We start from the raw sequence: 17,601 nt of genomic DNA, 5'->3' as shown, positions 1-17,601 counted from the left end.
GCGGGCCGAACTGATTCGCGGTGTGCGCGACGCGCTGGCGGCGGACTGTCGTTCGGGGGTGGTCCCGGCCGGGGACCCGGGCGCCGGGTTGCGTGGTGCGGGTGCCGGTGCCGCGCTGGCCATTGCGATGGTGACCGGCCCGCCCGCGGCCCGCAAGAGCCGGTCACCATGCGGGCCGGGCGCGGCCCGGCTTCGCCGTGCGCTGCGCCGCCGCGCCCGCCCGCGTGCCCCGGCTTTCTTGCCCGCCGCCTGGACTGGCCGGTCCTTCATCGCCGGTCAGCGCGGCAACCCCGGGCACCGCAACCTCCTCCAACCCGGCAGCCGCACGATCAGTCACCCGCCGGGAGGCACCCGATGTTCCAGCCCACCGATCGCCAGCCGCCCTCGTCGCGTTCGTTCGTCCGGGTCGCGCCGGGCCGGCGTACCCCGTTCGTGCGCTGCGGGGAGAAGGAGGTCTACAACCCGGCCAGCCCCGCCGACATGGCCGAGCTGCGCACCGTCCAGACCTACCGCCAGCGGTAGACCACCCGCATGACCGCAGGGCCGGACCCCTGGGGTTCGGCCCTGTCCGCATGTTCGCGCTCCCTGTCCGCGCGCCGTCCACCCGCGCCGGGCAGGTGCCCCCGTTTCTTGTGTGCGGTCACGGCGCGTCGAGCGGCGGCGGCACGTCCTGCCGTGCCGTGTCCGTCCCGGCAACGGCCGGGGCGCCGGCGTCCTGTGGCGTGCGGTCGCGGGTGTCGACGCGGGTCAGCGCGGCGCGCACGCCGGTGATCGGCAGGGCCAGCATCCCGGCGATCTCTACCGGCTTCTCCTTGAGCCGTTTCAACGCCATCACCGCGTCATCGGCCTGCCCACTCAGCTCGGCCGCCGCCTCCTCTCCGTCGGCGAGGATCCGCCGCGCCCGCTCCTGCGCCTCAGCCCTCACCTGCTCGGCACGTCCGGAGCGGTCGAAGAAGACCGCGACCGCCTCGGTCACCGCCTTCTCATGCGCCTCGGCCCGTGCCCTGCGCAACGCGGCGACCTCCGCCGCCTTCCGCGCCGCCGAACGATTCACACCCGCACCACTCAAACGCTTCGTCATGCCCGAAACCATAGCCGCCGAAAAGCATTCACCTCAAGGTCAAGTCCGAAATTCAAAGCAGCTCAAGCCAACTGAAGATAAGCGAAAGCAAGCAAAAACGAGAACCACCACAACACCTCCCACAGCAGGGCACTGAGCTGCACAAACTCCCCGCATGGAGGAGCTTACGAGAACGACGACACACCTCTTGCAGATGCTCTGGCCACGGATCAAAAACCCGGGTAATCTCACCCAGCCGACAGTCGCAGAAAGGCAGATACGGCGACACCAGAAACGGCACTCATCAACGAAATAGGCGAGTAGAGAGTGGGGGTGGCTGGCCATGATGACGTTGCATAAACTCACCGTCGGCGACGGCTACACCTACCTCACCCGCCACATCGCCGGCGGCGACACCGACCGCCAACCCGGCCAGGACGCCACCGCCTACTACACCGATCACGGCAACCCTCCCGGCCGCTGGGCCGGACACGGACTCGACGCGCTCGGGCTGTCCGGCATCGTGTCTGAGGCGCAGATGCGGCACCTGTTCGGCTCCGGGATGCACCCGGACGCCGACCGCATCATCGCCGAGCACCTGCGCAAGCACACCAAGGCCGGGATGACCGAGGAGCAGCTCGAGAAGCTGTCGCAGCAAGCGTTGCGGGCGGCGACGCTCGGGCGCCGGTTCCCGGTCTACGCGACCCTGGAGGACTTCAACGCCCGCGTCGCCCAACGCCTCGCCGTCATTGAGAAGGAGACGGGCCGGGCGGTGACGCAGGCCGAGACCGGCCGCATCCGAGCCGAGGAAGCCCGCCGCGCCCGGGGTGGGGTCGCGGGCTACGACCTGGTGTTCACCCCGGTCAAATCCCTCGTCCTGCTCTGGGCCCTCGACGAACGCCCATGGGTCCGCGACGCGGTGCAGCAGGCCCACGAACGCGCCCGGGACTCCGCCCTCGCGCTGCTCGAAGAGCATGCGGCATTCACCCGCACCGGCGACGTCGGCCAGGCGCAGATCGCCACCAAGGGCCTGGTGTATGCGATGTTCGATCACTACGACTCGCGTGACGGCGACCCGAACCTGCACACCCACGTCGCGATCAGCAACAAGATCCAAGGCGCCGACGGTGGTTGGCGGGCCCTCGACGGCCGCGCCCTCTACCGCATCGGCGTCGCCGCGTCCGAGCACTACAACTCGACCGTCGAAACTCTCGCCACCGAACTTTTGGGCGTCGAGTTCACCACCCGGGCGGACACGGTCGGCAAGCAGCGCCCGATCCGCGAAGTCACCGGCATACCCCTCGACTGGATCCGGACGTTCTCGGCGCGGCGGGCGCAGATCGAGGCCCGCTACGAAGACCTCGTCGTCGACTACCGCCGCACCCACGGCCACGACCCGGACAACCGGATCGCCTTCTCCCTCGCAGAACGCGCGAACCTCGACACCCGCGGCACCAAACCGATACCGCGCGCGCTCGGCGTACTGCGGGAGGAATGGGCCGGTCGGTTGCGAGCCGAGCACGGCCGCACCGCCCGCCGCGTTCTCGCTGCCGTGGTGGCTGATCACCGCGGGGAAGGCGAGCAGCACTCGCGATTATCCACAGCCGTGTCCACAGACCAGATCACCGCCCTGGGCGCCCTCGCGGTCGGGTGGGCGGAGCAATCGCGCTCGACCTGGACCCGCTGGAACCTTCGGGCCGAAGCCGACCGCATGCTCCGCGAGCCACCCCCCTCCGTCCTCCCACACGGACTTCCCCGCATCGGCGCTGAGGCTCGTACCCTGCTGCTCGACCGGGTCGTGGACGCCGCCGTCGCCCTGTCGGTGCAGGTCACCATGGCCCCGCCGCTGGACGAACCGCCCGCGTTACGGCGGCCGGACGGAACGTCGGTGTTCGTGCAACACGAGGCCACCCGCTACACCAGCCAGCAGATCCTCGACGCCGAACAACGCCTCCTCAACGCTGCCCGAACCCCCACCCTCACCGTCGTCCCGGAGGCGGCGGTGCACGCGGTGCTCGACGGGTTCGAGGCCACCACCGGCACCCGCCTCGACCCAGGCCAACGAAACTTGGTCGTCGCCTTCACCACCGACCCGCATCTGATCGCAGTCGGGCTCGGCCCGGCCGGCGCCGGAAAGACCACCGCGATGCGCGCCTACCAACACGTCCTCGACCAGCAAGGCCGCCGCCTGATCCCCCTGGCCACCTCCGCCTCGGCCGCCGCCGTCCTATCCGCCGATCTCGGCGGCACGGCGGCGGAGAACGTGCACAAGTTCGTCTACGAACACCTCACCCACGGCCAACCCACCCCCGACCATGACGGCCGGCTCCCGGCAGGGAAAGCGTTCTTTCAGGTGCGGGCCGGGGACGTGATCCTGGTCGACGAAGCAGGGCTCGCCGGCACCCGCAACCTCGACACCCTGCGCGACATCGCCCAGCAGCACGGGGCGAGCGTGCGGCTGCTCGGGGACTACCGGCAGCTGTCCGCCGTCGAGTCCGGCGGCGCCCTACGCCTCCTCGCCACCGAAGCCGGCGCCGTCGAGCTGTCCGAGCTGCACCGCTTCACCCACCCGGATCATGCGGCGGCGACCCGCCGTTTGCGCGAGGGCGACAGCGCGGCGTTGGACTTCTACACCGCGAACAACCGCATCGTCGGCGGCTCCGCCGAAGCCCTCCTCGAACAGGCCTACACCGCATGGCACACCGACATGACACGCGGCCTCACCACGCTGATGCTCGCCGCCACCACCAGCGGGGTAACCGACCTGTCCGCCCGCGCCCGCGCCGACCGCGTCACCGCAGGCCACGTCGAACCCACCGGCGTGATCCTGCACGACGGCAATATCGCCGGGGTCGGCGACTGGATCGTCACCCGCGACAACAACCGGAAGCTGACGGCGAACCGGGGCAAGGACTGGGTCCGCAACGGCGACGCCTGGACCGTCACCGGCCGCCACAAGGACGGGTCGCTTGCGGTGCGGCATCACCGCCACGGCGGCACCGTCACCCTGCCCGCCGACTACGTCGCGGCGCACGTCGAGCTCGGCTACGCCACGACCGTGCACCGCGCTCAGGGCGCCACGGTCGACACCGCGCATGCGCTGATCACCGAGGACATGACCCGCGAGACCCTCTACGTTGCCGCAACCCGCGCCCGCCAGCAGACCACCCTCTACGCCGTCACCCACCGCATCCTCCCGGTCGATGAAGACGCCCGGCTCGACCGCAGTATCTACGACCGCCACGCGAAAGCGGCTCGCGAAGTCCTCGAGCAAGTTCTCGCCGCCGAAGGCGCCCAACCCTCGGCCACCGAGGCCATCGCCTCCGGCCGGGAGACCGCGCGCAGCATCGCCACCGTGCTGCCGATGCTGCGCCACGCCGCCGAACACGCCGCCACCGACCGGCTCCGTACCCTGCTCACCAGCACCCTCGACGAAGACGGCTGGCAGGTCCTGCGCGACCCGGCCTGGACCACCGTCATCCGCACCCTGCAAGAGGTCGAAGCCGAGGGCTGGGACCTCCCGCAAGTCCTCGCCGCGACCGCCCGCCGCGGCCCGCTGACCGCCGGGGACTCGGCGGCGCAGCTGCTGGTGTGGCGCATCAACGAGCACATCGACGGCCGCACCCCACAACCCGCCCTCGCCCAGCCCAGCGCAGCCGACGCCACCCGCTACGCCGCCCTGCTCCGCACCAAGATCGTCGACAAGGACATCCTCAACCCCGCCGAAGCGGTCACCGTGCCGCAGCTGCTGCACACCGACCCGAGCACCGGAAACACCAATGTCGAAGCCGTCCTCGCGCTCGCCCTCGACCCCCAGCGCGCCGCCGCGATCATGGCGGAACCGGCCTGGCCCGCGCTACGCGCCGCGATCCGCCGCGCCGAACTCGCCGGACACAACCCCCTCACCATCGCCCACACCGCCGCCCACACCCAACCGCTCACCGGCGCCCGCTCGATCTCCCAAGTCCTGGCCTGGCGCATCAACCAACACCTGCACCACGCCCCCGCACCGGCCGGACCCGAGGGCTTCGACGCCTGGCGCACCCTGGCCTGGACGCTGAAAGCCGCCGAAAACTCCGGGCGCCCGGCCGAACTGCTGCTCTCCGCGATCCCCGTCGGCGGGGACCTCGACAGCGTCCGCGCCACGATCACCACCTACCTCAAACCCACCCCCGCAGCCGGAGTGCTGCCGTGGTTGCCCGCGAACCCGGCCACCCCCGACACCGGTTTCCGCCGCTACCTCGACCAGGCCGACGAGCTCATTCAGCAGCGGCAGCATGAACTCACTATGACCGCCATCCAGCAGCAACCGGCCTGGCTTGCCGGCCTCGGCCCCGCCCCGACCGGCGACCCGGCCGCCCACGCGGTGTGGCTGCGGCACCTCGGCATCGTGGCCGCCTACCGCGACCAGCACCAGGTCACCACCGACGACCCCACCCACCCCCTCGGCGCCTATCAACCCGCCGAATCAGCTGGGCACCGGGCGTTCCTGCACGCCGCCGACGCCGTCCTCGCCACCCGCCACCCCCACACCCTGGCTGCCGACCCGGCGACCGCCCGGGTCGCCGCCGACCTCTATCTCGCCCTGCCCGACACTGACCGCGACGCCATCACCGCCGCCCTCGCCACGCGCCTGGGCAACGACTGGCTCGGCCCCCGCCACGGCGATGCCGACACCCTCATCACCGCCGCCTTCTACGCCACCCATCTGCAGGCCGAGCTCGAAACCCGCGGCCTGCTCTACCCCGCCCCGAGCCCTGCCGCGTCGTCCGCACCGGGCAGTTCAGGTGGCACCGAGCAGGTGATCAGCCGCCGCCGGGTCATCGCACCACCGGCCCACGAACACCCGGCACCGCAGCCCGGCATCGACCTCACCTACTAAAACCAGACCGGGCTGGCGCGCGCCGCGCGTACCCGGTCGCCGCGCTTTCGGAACTGATCCACGAGGTGCCGCAGCACACGTCACGTGCTGCGGCACCTCGCGCGACTGACCCATTTCCCCTGACAGATAAGAGCTCGCGCCATGATCGATCTGACCCGGTACGACGCCATCCTCGTGCAGTCCAGCGCCGGCAAGGACAGCGCCGCACAACTCGACGTCATCGCACACGCCGCACACGCCGCCGGAGTCCTGGACCGCGTCACCGTCTTCCACGCCGAACTCCCCGGCGTCGAATGGCCCGGCGTCGTCGACCTCGCCGCCACCCAGGCCCACCACTACGGCCTGCGATTCGCCGTCCGGCGCCAGTTCCGGGGACTGCTCGACCTGATCCACCAGCGCGGCTACTTCCCCGCCGCCCACGCCCGCTTCTGCACCGCCGACCAAAAACGGGCGGTTGCCGGCAAGTACGTCACCGAACTGCTGCGCGGCGAATTCCGCCACCTCGACCGGCCCCTGCGGGTGCTGTCGGCCCTCGGGCTCCGCGCCGCCGAATCCCCGACCCGCGCCCGGCGTCCGAGGCTGCGGACCAGCACGCGAAACCGCGCCCGCGAGGTCACCGAATGGCTCCCTATCCACGACTGGACCATCGACCAGGTCTGGAACACCGTCAACGCCACCGGCATCCCACGCCACTGGGCCTATACGGCCGGAATGAGCAGATTATCCTGTTCGATTTGCCCTTTGGCGTCACGCCGCGACCTGGTTCTCGCTTGCCAGCTGCGGCCTCAGCTCGCACGCCAATATGCCGCCCTCGAAGACGCCATCGGCCACCGCATCCAGAACCGCACCTCAATGCACCAATTAATCGCCCAAGCAGCCGAACGCCCCTGAGCCGGCGCCGCATACCAATCACACCGTCCGACCACGCTTCGGGGTGTGGTCACGCAAAATGGATACGTCGACAGGATCTTGCGCCATGGATGAAATCCCGTACGAGCTCGGACTCTTTATCAGACACCCGGACGACGAACTGTCTTTCAACACCGTCGAAGCCCTCGGCCTCGACGGCACAGGCCTCGGCGGCGACCCGCGGTTTCCGTACACCTGGGCCAAACTTACCTCAGATGAACGTCGGCGTCTCCAAGAATACACCTTCGACCCCGACGCGCCCTGAGATTATCTTGCTGACACGAAGAATCCAGCAACCGTACCAAGCCAGGGCCGCAACAGCGCCGACGTCTGAATCGCGAGAGCGGCCGTGCCGCCAGGACACGGGAGGGCAAAAACGCCACGCCTTCGGATGCTAGTGCGCGCATGTCGGGCCGCCGGAATCCCGCGACATGGCGCTTGAGTGACACCAGGACGACTTTATTCGAATTACACCTGGAGTAGAGCGCCGCCAAGTTGCTACTCGAACTAACCCTCTACTGGCATGCGGATTTCGAATCCGACATCGCTGTCCAGGTCGGGCTCGAGGACGACGATAATTCTATCGACGCCAAAATTGATTCCAGGCGTAAATGATACAGTCTCGACGAGGTTTTGCCCATCTTCAAAGGAATGGTACGCAATCTCTTGGAGGTTCTTCCCGTCCTTTGTTCGTGCGCGCCATCGTGAACGTGAAATAACTCTCTCAACCGTGCTGCCGTGAGAGGCCGGACGATACAAGTGAACGACAAAACGATTCGACCACAGCTCAGCGCTAATTAGGGAAACGGTGATTCCCTGCAAATTTGCGGTTTGCGGATGCAATGCAACAACTCGCTCCAATAGGCCGCAGTTTTCGCTGCCATCCAGATCTGGCGCGACTGGACCGGCGTCAGGGGGGGCCGGTAGGAGGGCCTCGGGAAGCGGCGTTATTCGGGTGGAAGCTGTTCCCGTTGCAGCGAACCTGAGTGCTACCTGATGGCCGCCGCCCCGCGAATAATCACTGATAACCTGCCGAAGTAACTGGTCAGCCTCTTGGCGTCCGATGTGCCCGAAGTGGATTAGGGCGGAAGTGGCGCTCTGAAGCTCGGAGTATGCCAGCTGGAATGCGTCAACATTTGGCAAGCGATTAGACCGCTCCAGCTCCGCGATTTTTCCCTGCAAGTAAGCGAGGGCTTCCACTGGGCCTCCGTCTGTGAAATGTTAGTGACGGGTGAAGTCTCGGCTGAGCGAGACTTCACCCGCATGTACGATACGCCCGGCAGTCCTAGCCGTCGACTAGTCGCCTGTCAATATCAATTCGTTGGAGGAAAGTACATCGTGCCGCTCGTGTTGCCGCAGATCAACAGTGCGGTGTTGGTGGTGCTTACGTTGCATGCGGTGGTGCCGGGGGTGCCCCAGATCCAGCCGTCCGGGAGAAGGTAATTGAAGGTTGCTCCTACCCAGTAGGTGCCGGAAGCGGAAGGGCCGCCCACCCAGGCCCCCGGGGAGTTCCCGAGGTTGCAGTTTGTGCAAACGAATTCCGTGCCGGTGTCGACACTGCTTCCGTTGAGCCACAGGGAGGAATTCACGATAATTCCACCCATGGACTGCCCGGCCGCTGTCGTTGTGCAGATCGTCTGGGCGTGCCACTGGACCTCGGTGCCCGTCAGGACGCCATTGGTGTAGTAGGCGGTTCCGGATCCGTTCACATCAGAAAAATCGCAACCACCACCCGGGGGGTCCTGAAGGATGGAGGAATCTTCCGAGAAAAACGGGGCGTAGAAGGTGCCGCGACCGCTCATCTCTTTCTGAATTTCGGTCTGGCTCGGCTCATCGGACTGCGAAACTGAGGGGCTTGCGTAAGTCGGGCTTGCGGTCAGGGCAAGAAATGCTGCAACTGCGGCAAAGATTGCGAATGCGCGTCGCAAGGTTTCTTTGGGTGAGGTCGCAGCGACTTTCTTTTTTGATCCCGGGACGCTCAGTATCCCTCATTGCATTAATGTTTGTCTATGTAGGTGACCTTGATCACGGTCCAGAGATCGTTTAGGTGAACCTAGGCATTGGTGCAGCTCGACGGCTCGATGCGGCGTGACACTTGATATTTACAAAACCGCCTTGAAAAACTCTCAAAAACGAAAAAATTACTATGCGGCAATACGGCGCCGTATGCCCGAATCGGCATCTATGTCCGGAGGGCAAGTCGACATTGCGCTTGCATCAGTGTTGCGGCGTCAGGGCGACGCTCTGGACTCCGATTCCGCCCCTGAACCCCTTACCTAGCCCGCCACCGAGCCATCCAGCTATCACCGGCACGTATGGCCCGCCGGTGAGCCGCACACCTACAAGATCAACTCTGTCGGTGGGTGCAGGTAGCCTCCTCGCAGTGGAAATCAACAGCTCGGTGTCCGTGAGGCCTCCAAAGCTTGCCGACACCGACCTGAACTGGGCTTTCGGCAGCAACCTGGGCCGCCTCAGCGAGGCGGACGTGCATGCCATCGTGTTCCGCCATGTCGAGATCAGGGTCGCGACGCAGGCGCACGACGAGTGGCTCCCGCTCGCCGCCGCCATCACCACGATGCTGGAGACGGCCGCCGAGTGGCAGCGCCAGCAGGCGAGACCGGAGTGGGCATATGTACGCGAAGAAGCGGCCGAGCTTCATCAGCGTCTACGTGAACGAGTCGAGAACGAACACGTCCTCGTCCGCGGCCACATCGCCTTGTGCGAGAAAGCCATCGCTGAGCTGAGCCGGATGTGCGATCAAGAGACGCTCACTGCGGCCTTCCGTACTGGTGCACCTCGCGACCGCTCGGTCCTGCGACATTTGCAGGGCTTGCGGGCCGCGTTGGAGCGGGCCATCAGCCGCTGGAACACCGACCAGGAGCGTCTCTACAGCGATCTTGACGCACTGCTCGCGGAACTGGACAGGCGAAAAGGGTTCGCGACGACCTTCGAGTCGCTGACGCTGGAGCACATCGACCAGCTGTCGCCGGAGAAGTTCGAGGAGATCGTTGCCTGGCTGCTGTACCGTGACGGCTGCACGATCCTGCGAGCCCGCGGTGGCGCCCACGACCAGGGCGCGGACGTGATCGCGACGACGCAGGACGGTCGACGTGTCGTGGTGCAGTGCAAGCACTCGATCAAGCCACGCAGCCGGGTCGATCCGCGTTACGTGCACGCGCTCAACGGCACCGCCAGGCCGGTGCACGCGGCGGACGTCGTCGCGATCGTCACCAACCGGACCCTGTCGCAGGCCGCGCGGCAGTTCGCGGCCAGCCAGGGCATCCATGTCGTGGATCGTGCTGTGATGCAACGCTGGGCCACCTACGGTGTTGCCTGGCTGCCCGCCCCGGAACCGGGCGCCACGCCTTATGCTGATCCGGCCCTAGCAGCTGCCTGACCAAAGCTGCGCCCGGTGCTCCTCGCCCCAGGACAGGAGGGCTACGCGGGTTCAGGCCCAGAGGCTGCCCTGGGACATCCGTTGGTGCCAGCGGTCGAGTTTGCGGGTTTGCTCGTCGCCGGTGATTTCGATGAAGGTGTTGCCGGCGTCGACCCACCAGTGGTTGTCGTAGCGGGCGAACATCCGGAAGCGAGGGTGCTCGCCGAGCACAGCGGCGTCGGCGGTGCTGATGAGTTCGCGCATGACGTCGCTGGCCAGGGTCCGAGGCGTACGCAGGTCGCCGGAGGCGGGGTGGGGCTGGGTGTGGTCGCTCATGGTCGCTCGTTCCGTCACAGCTCGATGGGGCGGATGTCGGTGGCGGGCGCCTGGTGCAGCGGCGGGGTGTTCAACTGCCGCTGTGCTTGGGGGCGTGGAGGTGCCTGTCCGATCGGCGTAACCTGCTGCGGCCTGCTGGTGTGCTGGTGCTGAGCCTGAACGTGCGCGGTGAGTAGTTCGCGGCCGACGGCGATGGCGGTGCCGGAGGTGACGGTCGCGGTGTAGAGGCGGGTGAGGTAGGTGTAGTCGGCGTCGATCGATGCGGGTGGGGCGGCGGCGTTGGGGTAGGCGGTGATGTTCTGGGCGCGGTTGATCTGCCAGGCGAGGGTGACGGCGTCGAAGTGGTCGCTGTCGTAGGCCTGGGAGACGGCGAACTCGAAGGTGTGCCGGCGTTGTTCGGTGGTGAACACAGCAGAGTCGAGCCAGGCGGCGACGTCGCGGGCGCGTTCGGGGTGTTGCACGATGTCGGCGATGACCTGATCTTCGCGGTTGAGCGCGATCCTCAGGTCGAGTTCGGCGTCTTTCACCGTAAGGGCGATGTCGATGATCGGATCGGCGGTGGACTGTGCGCCGAAGTAGGCGACCTGCGCGTCGAGGATGTCGGCCAGCCGTCGGAACTCGGCGCGGCCTTCGGGGTCGGTGACGGCCTCGGCAGCGCGGTGGGTGGGCTCGGCGAGCTCGACGAACATGCGGTTGAAGGAGGCTTCGTAGACGATGCTGCTGTAGCCGATGACCAGCGGGTCAGCTGGTGCGTTGTCAAGGAGCTCCCGCAGCCAGGCGGGGTCGACATGTGTTTCCGCGGTCGCGGCGACCAGGGCGATGCGTTGCTCGGGGCTGGCGTCGCTGGTGTCGTTTTCGAGCAGGACGCGGTAGACGGCGCGGTGTTGTGCGTGGGCGAAGTCGTCGGGTTCGATGCTGTCGATGACGAAGGGGTGGTCGTAGTCGCGCAGCATGGCGCCGAGGAGGCCTTGCTCAGCGCGTGTGACAAGTTCTGACATCAGGGCTGGTCCTCACGGTTGATGTGCTGCTGGTAGGCGGCGTCGGCGGCGTCGAGTTGCTGGCTGCTGCGCTCGAGGGCGGCGGCTTCGTCGCCGGTGACGCGCTGCCAGGTACTGTCCGGCTCACGCCGCCACCAGCCATCGGCGTAGAAGGCGCAGGTGGGCAGGGCGGCGCTGTGCCGGCGCGCGGTCCCGGCGGTGAGCGCGTCGTGCATGTCCTGCGCCGACATCACCGTGACCTCAGGCTCGGCGATGGTGGGCAGGGCCGGGGCCGAGGCCATGACCGGCGGAGCCGCGCCCCGCCACTTCTCGGCCAGGTCCGGGTGAGTGTCGGCGAACAGGGCGGCGTCGGTGTGGCCGCTGCGGCAGCTGGGCGCGTAGAACCCGACCGCGGCCGTGATCGACTGGCGGAGTTCGCCGTGCCAGGAGCGGGCGCTGTGCGGGGCGGACGCGGCGTCGGGGTTGTCGTAGATCTGTTCGCGCCAGACCTTCAGAGAGCGCAGCTCTTCGACGAGACCCGGGTGCTGCGGCCAGCACAGCGGGAGGCGTTCTTCGCGGGACAGCTCGTAGAGGTCGTGGATCCAGATGACCCAGTCGACCAGGTCCTGCCAGGTCTCGGTTTGCTCGTCGCTGCTCATCGCATGCCACTCGCGGATCAGCGGCTCCGGCTCCGGGAGCGGCTCGCCACCCAGGTCGAGGGAAGTGGGGTTCATGGGGTGGCTCCCGTCGCGGGTTCGGGGTGCATGAGCGTGTGGGCGTGGGCGATGGCGCGGGTGTGGTCGGCGGCGTGGGGGCCTTCGTAGTGGCGTTGCATGCGGGTGATCACCGGTGGGGTGGTGGCGTGGATGATCAGGGCTTCGCGGCGGCGTTCGTCCAGGGTGCGGATCGCATCCGGGGAGAGGGTTTTGCGGTCGACGACGCTGGCCTGCAGGGTGACGTGGTCGCGGTGGTGCTGGGGGATGATCAGGGTTTCGCGGTAGGTGCCGGCGAGTTGGGAGAAGGCGTCGAGGTCGTCACCGGCGAGCCCACCCAATGCGATTTTGACGGTCGAGTTTTTCCAGAGTTCTTCGCGGCCGACGCGGTGCCAGCGGCGTTCGGCGGCGGCGAGGTTTTGCAGGACGGCGACGGTGAAGATGCCGAAGCCCGCAGCGAAGGACATGGTGTTCGGCAGGTCCGGCAACGGCACCACGTTGGAAACTTCGTCGAGGATCAGCCCCAGCGGCGGATCCAGCCGCAGATTCTCGGACTGCTTGGCCAGGCCGATCGCCACGGTGGTGATTTCTTCGACGAAGGCGGTGATCAGCGGCGCGAGCGCGTCGGCCTTCTTCTCATCGACGACCAAGTACAGGGTGTCGCAGCCGGAGCGCAGGAACGCCTCGATGTCGAACGAATCCGTGGCGGGGCCGGAGAAGACCCTGGCCGCGGTGCGGCCGAGCAGCACGCTGGTGCCGGTCTGCACGGTCGACCACAGGTTGGCGCGGGTGCTGTCGGGCTGGCGGTAGAAAGCGTCGAGGAGTTTCACCACGCCTTCGCGCGCACCCGAAGCATCGCGGAGGAGTTTGATCGGGGTGTCGATGCTGGCATCGAGGGACCAGGTGAGGACGTCATCCATGGTGCGGCTGGTCAGTGCTGCGGTGTGCAGCCAGCAGGCCAGGAGGTTGGTGGCGGTCATGGCGAAGAACCCGGCGTTCGAACTGTCGCTGGCGCTGTCTTGTTTGCCGACTTGGATCATGACGTCGGCGCGGCGGTAGGCGACGTCGAAATCGGCGGCGCCGGCGATCGGGGTCCAGCGGACCTGGTGCGGCCAGACCGTATGGGTGTCGAGGTCGAGCAGCCACGCCGTCCCGCGCCGTAGGGCGGCGGTGGCTTGCAGGACGTCGGTGCGGACGGAGGTGACGACGGCCGCCCCGGGGAAGCTGCGGAGCCAGGGGATGATGACTTGGCTGGTCTTGCCCTGCCGCGGTGGCGCGATCAACAGCACCGACGACTCCAGACCGGCGTACAGGTGGCGGCGTCCGACGGTGCCGAGATCGACCGCGACGTCCGCGAGGGCGGGTTTGCCGGTGAGGCCGGGCCGGATTCGACGGCCGCGCGCGAGCACGGCCGCCGACGACAGGGTTTTGTCCAGGTCGGCGGTCGCGGCCATGCCCCGGGTGGGCCGGTCGCCACGGAACCAGCGCACCCCGAAAGCGAGCAGCACCGTCTCGGCGGCGAAGACCAGCAGCATGACCGTGTAGAAGCCGAACGGGCCGGGCAGCAGCCCTTGGGCGGGCTCGGGCCACGCCTGGCGCGGGTCCCCGGCATGCCGCAGCATGCCGGTCAGCAGGGTGAATGCCTGGTCGATGCCGACCGCCGGCCACGTGGCGTGGGTGACCAAGGCGGCGAGTTGCCCGGTGAGCCACACCCCGTAGCCGCCGAACGCCAGCGCGCCGACGAGGAGCAGGACGAGGGTGTCGCTGCTGGTCAGGTAGCTGGTGCCGCGGATGCGGGTGGTCGCCGACGCGCCCGGATTGCTCGCCATGACTTAGACGGCCATCTTCTCGTTGGTGTAGTACAGCTGCCGCTCGAGCGGGTGCAGAACGGTCTGGACGATGTGGCTGGAGGTCCGGCCGATCTTCCACACGGCGCGGCCGATCTGCTCGCCGGACCAGGAGGCGATGTGCGCGCATTCGGTGTCGGTCAGCCCGATCGCGTCGCGGGTCATCGCCAAAGGTGCGGTGTCCTGGCGCAGGCAGATCCGCACATCGCAGGAGGCGATGAGGTTGCGGGCGATCGCGACCTCCGCCGACCCGGCCGCCCCGACGGCCTCGAAGTCGGCGAGACGGTGAGTGGCGAGGAGCTGGATGGTGCCTTGGGAGCGCGACAGGCGCAGGTCGGAGTCGACTTTGCGGATCATGGCGGGGATCCGCATGGCCCGCCACAGCTCGTCGCGGATGACCAGCCGCACGGGACCGTCCGGGCGGTCGATGGCGGCCTGGCCCCAAGAGGAGACGCAGGCGAGGGTCATGGCGACGGTGTCGTCGCCGCGCCCGTCGATCCGCGACAGGTCGACGGTTTGGATCGGGGCGTCGAAATCCATCCGCACCGTCGTCGGCTTGTCAAACAACCCGGAGAGGGAGCCTTGGACCATGTTGCCGAGGGCATCGGCGCAGGGCCGGATCATCTCCCGCAGCTCGCCGATGTCCAAACCGGGCACGCGCATCTCCGAAGCCATCTCCGGCAGCGGATCGCGCAGCAGCGCCCAGACCTGCGGGATCGTCGGGTCCACCAGCCGCGAGTTCGCCGTCGCTTGGCCGGAGGCGTGCTGGATGGCCAGGGAGAGAGCAGCTTCCTCAGTCGGGGTGAGCTCCCGGCCGAGCCGCATGGTGATCAGCGAGCCGAGCAGAGTGATCCGCCGCCGTTGGATCTCGTCCAGGCGCTCGCGCAGCAACTCCGGATCGCTCGGGAGATTGTCGCCGAGCGGGCCGGCATCGAGGGGATTCAGCCGGGCGGGCAGACCGGGGCCGAGCTCGACCGGCTCCACCCCGAGCGCGCGAGCGAGGGGCGCGTATTCGTTTTTGATGTCGCCGGGGACGAAGGCCTTCACGCCGTAGGCCATCAGCCGGTGCGCGATCGCCTTGATCGTCGCGCTTTTGCCGGCGCCGGGGACGCCGGTGATGAGCATGTTCGGGTTGGTGATGTAGCCGCGGTGCAGCCAGGCGATCGGATGGCAACTGAAGGCGCCGCCGCTCAGGCAGTCGACGCCCATGTAGGCGCCGACCGGCGGCATCGACGCACCATACAACCAGGGGTAGAGGCCTTGGACCTGGCCGGTGGAGCCGCGGAAGCTCGGCAGCTCCGGCATGGCAGGGGCGCGTCCGCCGAACGGGCGAGCCCAGCCGTGCGCCGGCGGCACCGGCTCCCGCACGGCCTTGGCCGGCCGCTCGGACCGTCGCCCGCGCTTCTTCGTGGTGACGGTGGCGGCGTGGGCGCCGAAGAGGTCGCCGAGGTCGGCGACGGGAAGATCACGAGACGCCATGGGTTACCACCTCTTCTTGGGCAGGCCGAAGCCGAGCGGCAGAGCGGACATGGCGAAGCCGATGTCCTGGGCGAACCACATCCGCCGCAACTCGATCCGGGCTGCGGCGGCGTCGGCTTCGAGTTCGGCGCAGGCGTCTTCGAGCTTGTCCGCATCGGTGACCGTGACGGTGACGTAGGCGGTGAAGCGGACCAGGCCGTGCCCGGCGGCGCGTTCGATGTCCTGCGCCCGAGCGCGATCGAGGGCTTGGCGTTCGTGTTCGGGGACGATCTGCCCGGAGCGCTGCCGCATCGCCACGGCGACGCTGCGGGCGGTGCGCTCGCGCATCACCTCCCGTTCGGCCTGCCGCGGGCCGAGCGGTTCCACGTGTAGGGAGAAGGCTCGGCGGTGCTGGCCTTCGCCGAGCAGCGGGGCGAGGGCGGTGGCGTAGACCTCGTTGCGGGGCCAGTCATGCACCCAGAAGGTGACCGACTGCGCGCCGTCGTGCACGTAGGAGCCGGGTTCGGCGATCGCCGCCGCCGGCCCCGCCGCGGCCGGGTCGACGCCGGGCTCGAGCTCGTCACCGGAGGCGAGGGGGCCGGTGGCCAGGGCGCGGCGCTCGGACAGGTGCCGTCCGGCGTGCGGGTCGTAGGCGGTGCGCAGGACCTCGGCGAGATCCCTGGGGGCGAGCCAGCCCTCCACCATCAGATCCGCCCCCGCGATCGAACCCGACAGCGCGCGGAGTTGCCGGGTGAGGACGGCGGCGGCTCCGGCGGTGCCACCACCGGCGTGTTTGATCGCGCGGGCAGCTTTCCGCGCGTCCATGGTGAACGCCAGATAGGCCTCGCGGTCGCTGGTGGCCAGGCTCGCGGTCGACAGCAGCCCGCTGGTGATCTCCGAGGTGATCGCCGGAGATCCGTCAACGAGGTGGTCGGCGTGCCAACGGCGTAGCGCAGCACCCGATTCGGGCAGCAGGCGTTGCAGGGCCTGGACCCGGACGATCGGCGCGCCCTCGGTGCACAGGCCGCTGAGCAGCGAGCCCCAGCCGGCGACGCGTTGCTCGCGGCGGCTGGTGTCGACCAGGCCGATGCCGGGGACACGGACGCGGGCGACGGCGGTGTAGGTGCGGTCGAGACGGTGATGCGCGATGGCCAGGGGTCCGCCGCCGGGCATCTCGGCGTGCAGGATCTGCACCGGGGCGAGGATGCCGGGCAGGTCCTGCGGCTTCGCCGCCACCGGGTCCTTGGCGGGTGGGGCGAAGGCTGCGGAGGCGAACTTGTGCTGGCCCTGCACGCGCAGCCAGCCGTAGGAGACGGCGGCGACCGCCCACTCATCCACGGTCCGCCCGCCCAACCGCACCCAGGCCAGGACCCCGATGATGACGGCGAGGGGCCAGGCGACGATGCCCGTCTTCATATTCGCGATCACCAGGGGCCAGACGGCGAGCAGGACGGCGGCGGCGAGCATCGCGAAGCGGCGCCCGGACAGCCCGTACATGAAGGCGACCTTCTCCTGCTGCCAGCCCAGGTAGGAGCGCGGGCGGGCGGAGTCTTGCGCGGGGGCTGTCGTCACGGGTTGCTGCCTTTCTCACGACCGGAACCAGGGGTGTTGGTGGGGCGGGTGTGTTCGATCGGGTGGCTCGGGGCCGGTTTCACGTGCTCCACCACCGGGGAGCTGGGTGCGGGTTTGACGTGCTCGACCGGGCTGGCCGTGCGCGGCTGCGGCACCTGCGGCACGGGCTGCGACATCACCGGAGGCGCGGGCTCCGGCGCGGGAGCCGTTGCCGCTGGTGGTGCGGGCTCCGGCGCTGGGGCGGCTTCGGCCTGCTCGATCACGGGGGCGGGCTCAGCAGGAGGCGGGCTCGGCGCGGTCGGGTCGGCCTCGACGACGACCGGCTGCGGCGGCGGGGTCCTGTCGGGCTCGGCAGCTGATGTTTCGGCGGGGCCGGGGTCGTAGACCGCAGGCGGGACCGGCTCCGCGGCGGCAGCAACGCTCGGGCCGGACGTGCTGGTCGGCTCGACCGGCGGCACCGAAGCCGGCCGC

At 68.6% G+C, this 17,601-nt stretch carries 14 protein-coding genes and 1 pseudogene; 5 read left to right on the top strand and 10 right to left on the bottom strand.

Annotation, left to right across the window (positions count from 1 at the left end; genetic code table 11):
* Positions 1–354: 354 nt before the first annotated feature.
* Positions 355–522, top strand: coding sequence for a hypothetical protein (locus RBH18_RS22915; RefSeq protein WP_306211069.1), 168 nt, complete (start codon positions 355–357; stop codon positions 520–522).
* Between the two features lie 118 nt (positions 523–640).
* Here the strand turns inward: RBH18_RS22915 and RBH18_RS22910 are convergent, their stop codons facing one another.
* On the bottom strand, positions 641–1,093 hold the full coding sequence (locus RBH18_RS22910) for a hypothetical protein (protein ID WP_306211068.1): 453 nt from the start codon (positions 1,091–1,093) through the stop codon (positions 641–643).
* A 310-nt stretch (positions 1,094–1,403) separates the two neighbouring features.
* Here RBH18_RS22910 and mobF point away from each other — a divergent pair, with 310 nt between their 5' ends.
* The 3 genes from mobF (at position 1,404) to RBH18_RS22895 (ending at position 7,116) form a co-directional block, all read left to right on the top strand.
* Complete coding sequence (mobF, locus tag RBH18_RS22905) at positions 1,404–5,942, top strand: MobF family relaxase (RefSeq protein ID WP_306211065.1); 4,539 nt, start codon at positions 1,404–1,406, stop codon at positions 5,940–5,942.
* Between the two features lie 141 nt (positions 5,943–6,083).
* Positions 6,084–6,833 (top strand): phosphoadenosine phosphosulfate reductase domain-containing protein, encoded by a 750-nt coding sequence (locus RBH18_RS22900; protein WP_306211063.1) that lies wholly within the window; start codon positions 6,084–6,086, stop codon positions 6,831–6,833.
* Positions 6,834–6,918: 85 nt separating this feature from the next.
* Positions 6,919–7,116, top strand: coding sequence for a hypothetical protein (locus tag RBH18_RS22895; protein ID WP_306211061.1), 198 nt, complete (start codon positions 6,919–6,921; stop codon positions 7,114–7,116).
* Positions 7,117–7,358: 242 nt separating this feature from the next.
* On the opposite strand, the gene RBH18_RS22890 is transcribed toward RBH18_RS22895, so the two are convergent.
* Positions 7,359–8,051 (bottom strand): hypothetical protein, encoded by a 693-nt coding sequence (locus tag RBH18_RS22890; RefSeq protein WP_306211059.1) that lies wholly within the window; start codon positions 8,049–8,051, stop codon positions 7,359–7,361.
* 113 nt (positions 8,052–8,164) lie between these two features.
* Complete coding sequence (locus RBH18_RS22885) at positions 8,165–8,779, bottom strand: hypothetical protein (RefSeq protein ID WP_306211057.1); 615 nt, start codon at positions 8,777–8,779, stop codon at positions 8,165–8,167.
* 455 nt (positions 8,780–9,234) lie between these two features.
* Here RBH18_RS22885 and RBH18_RS22880 point away from each other — a divergent pair, with 455 nt between their 5' ends.
* Positions 9,235–10,248: a restriction endonuclease gene (locus RBH18_RS22880; RefSeq protein ID WP_306211055.1), complete on the top strand. Its 1,014-nt coding sequence runs from the start codon at positions 9,235–9,237 to the stop codon at positions 10,246–10,248.
* A gap of 51 nt (positions 10,249–10,299) precedes the next feature.
* Here RBH18_RS22880 and RBH18_RS22875 read toward each other — a convergent pair whose 3' ends face one another.
* From RBH18_RS22875 to RBH18_RS22845, 7 genes and pseudogenes are all read right to left on the bottom strand, one after another.
* Entirely contained in the window at positions 10,300–10,563 is a 264-nt protein-coding gene (locus RBH18_RS22875) for a hypothetical protein (protein WP_306211053.1), read from the bottom strand.
* A gap of 14 nt (positions 10,564–10,577) precedes the next feature.
* Positions 10,578–11,561 (bottom strand): DnaB-like helicase N-terminal domain-containing protein, encoded by a 984-nt coding sequence (locus RBH18_RS22870; protein ID WP_306211051.1) that lies wholly within the window; start codon positions 11,559–11,561, stop codon positions 10,578–10,580.
* A complete protein-coding gene (locus RBH18_RS22865; RefSeq protein ID WP_306211049.1) occupies positions 11,561–12,274 on the bottom strand; it encodes a hypothetical protein in 714 nt (237 codons plus the stop codon). Before RBH18_RS22865 ends, RBH18_RS22870 begins: the two co-directional genes overlap by 1 nt.
* A complete protein-coding gene (locus RBH18_RS22860; protein WP_306211047.1) occupies positions 12,271–13,938 on the bottom strand; it encodes a type IV secretory system conjugative DNA transfer family protein in 1,668 nt (555 codons plus the stop codon). The genes RBH18_RS22865 and RBH18_RS22860 overlap by 4 nt, the downstream gene beginning before the upstream one ends.
* A gap of 147 nt (positions 13,939–14,085) precedes the next feature.
* Complete coding sequence (locus tag RBH18_RS22855) at positions 14,086–15,405, bottom strand: VirB4 family type IV secretion system protein (RefSeq protein WP_306211045.1); 1,320 nt, start codon at positions 15,403–15,405, stop codon at positions 14,086–14,088.
* Positions 15,406–15,582: 177 nt separating this feature from the next.
* Positions 15,583–17,130, bottom strand: coding sequence for an SCO6880 family protein (locus RBH18_RS22850; RefSeq protein WP_306211043.1), 1,548 nt, complete (start codon positions 17,128–17,130; stop codon positions 15,583–15,585).
* Positions 17,127–17,601: pseudogene (locus tag RBH18_RS22845) on the bottom strand (hypothetical protein); the annotation flags it as partial. The pseudogene RBH18_RS22845 and the gene RBH18_RS22850, both read right to left, overlap by 4 nt.

Source organism: Actinoplanes oryzae (genome assembly GCF_030757795.1).
In the GTDB taxonomy this organism is placed as follows: Bacteria; Actinomycetota; Actinomycetes; order Mycobacteriales; family Micromonosporaceae; genus Actinoplanes.
The sequence above is the reverse complement of the archived record's forward strand: the minus strand, read 5'-3'. Positions and strand labels throughout refer to the sequence as shown.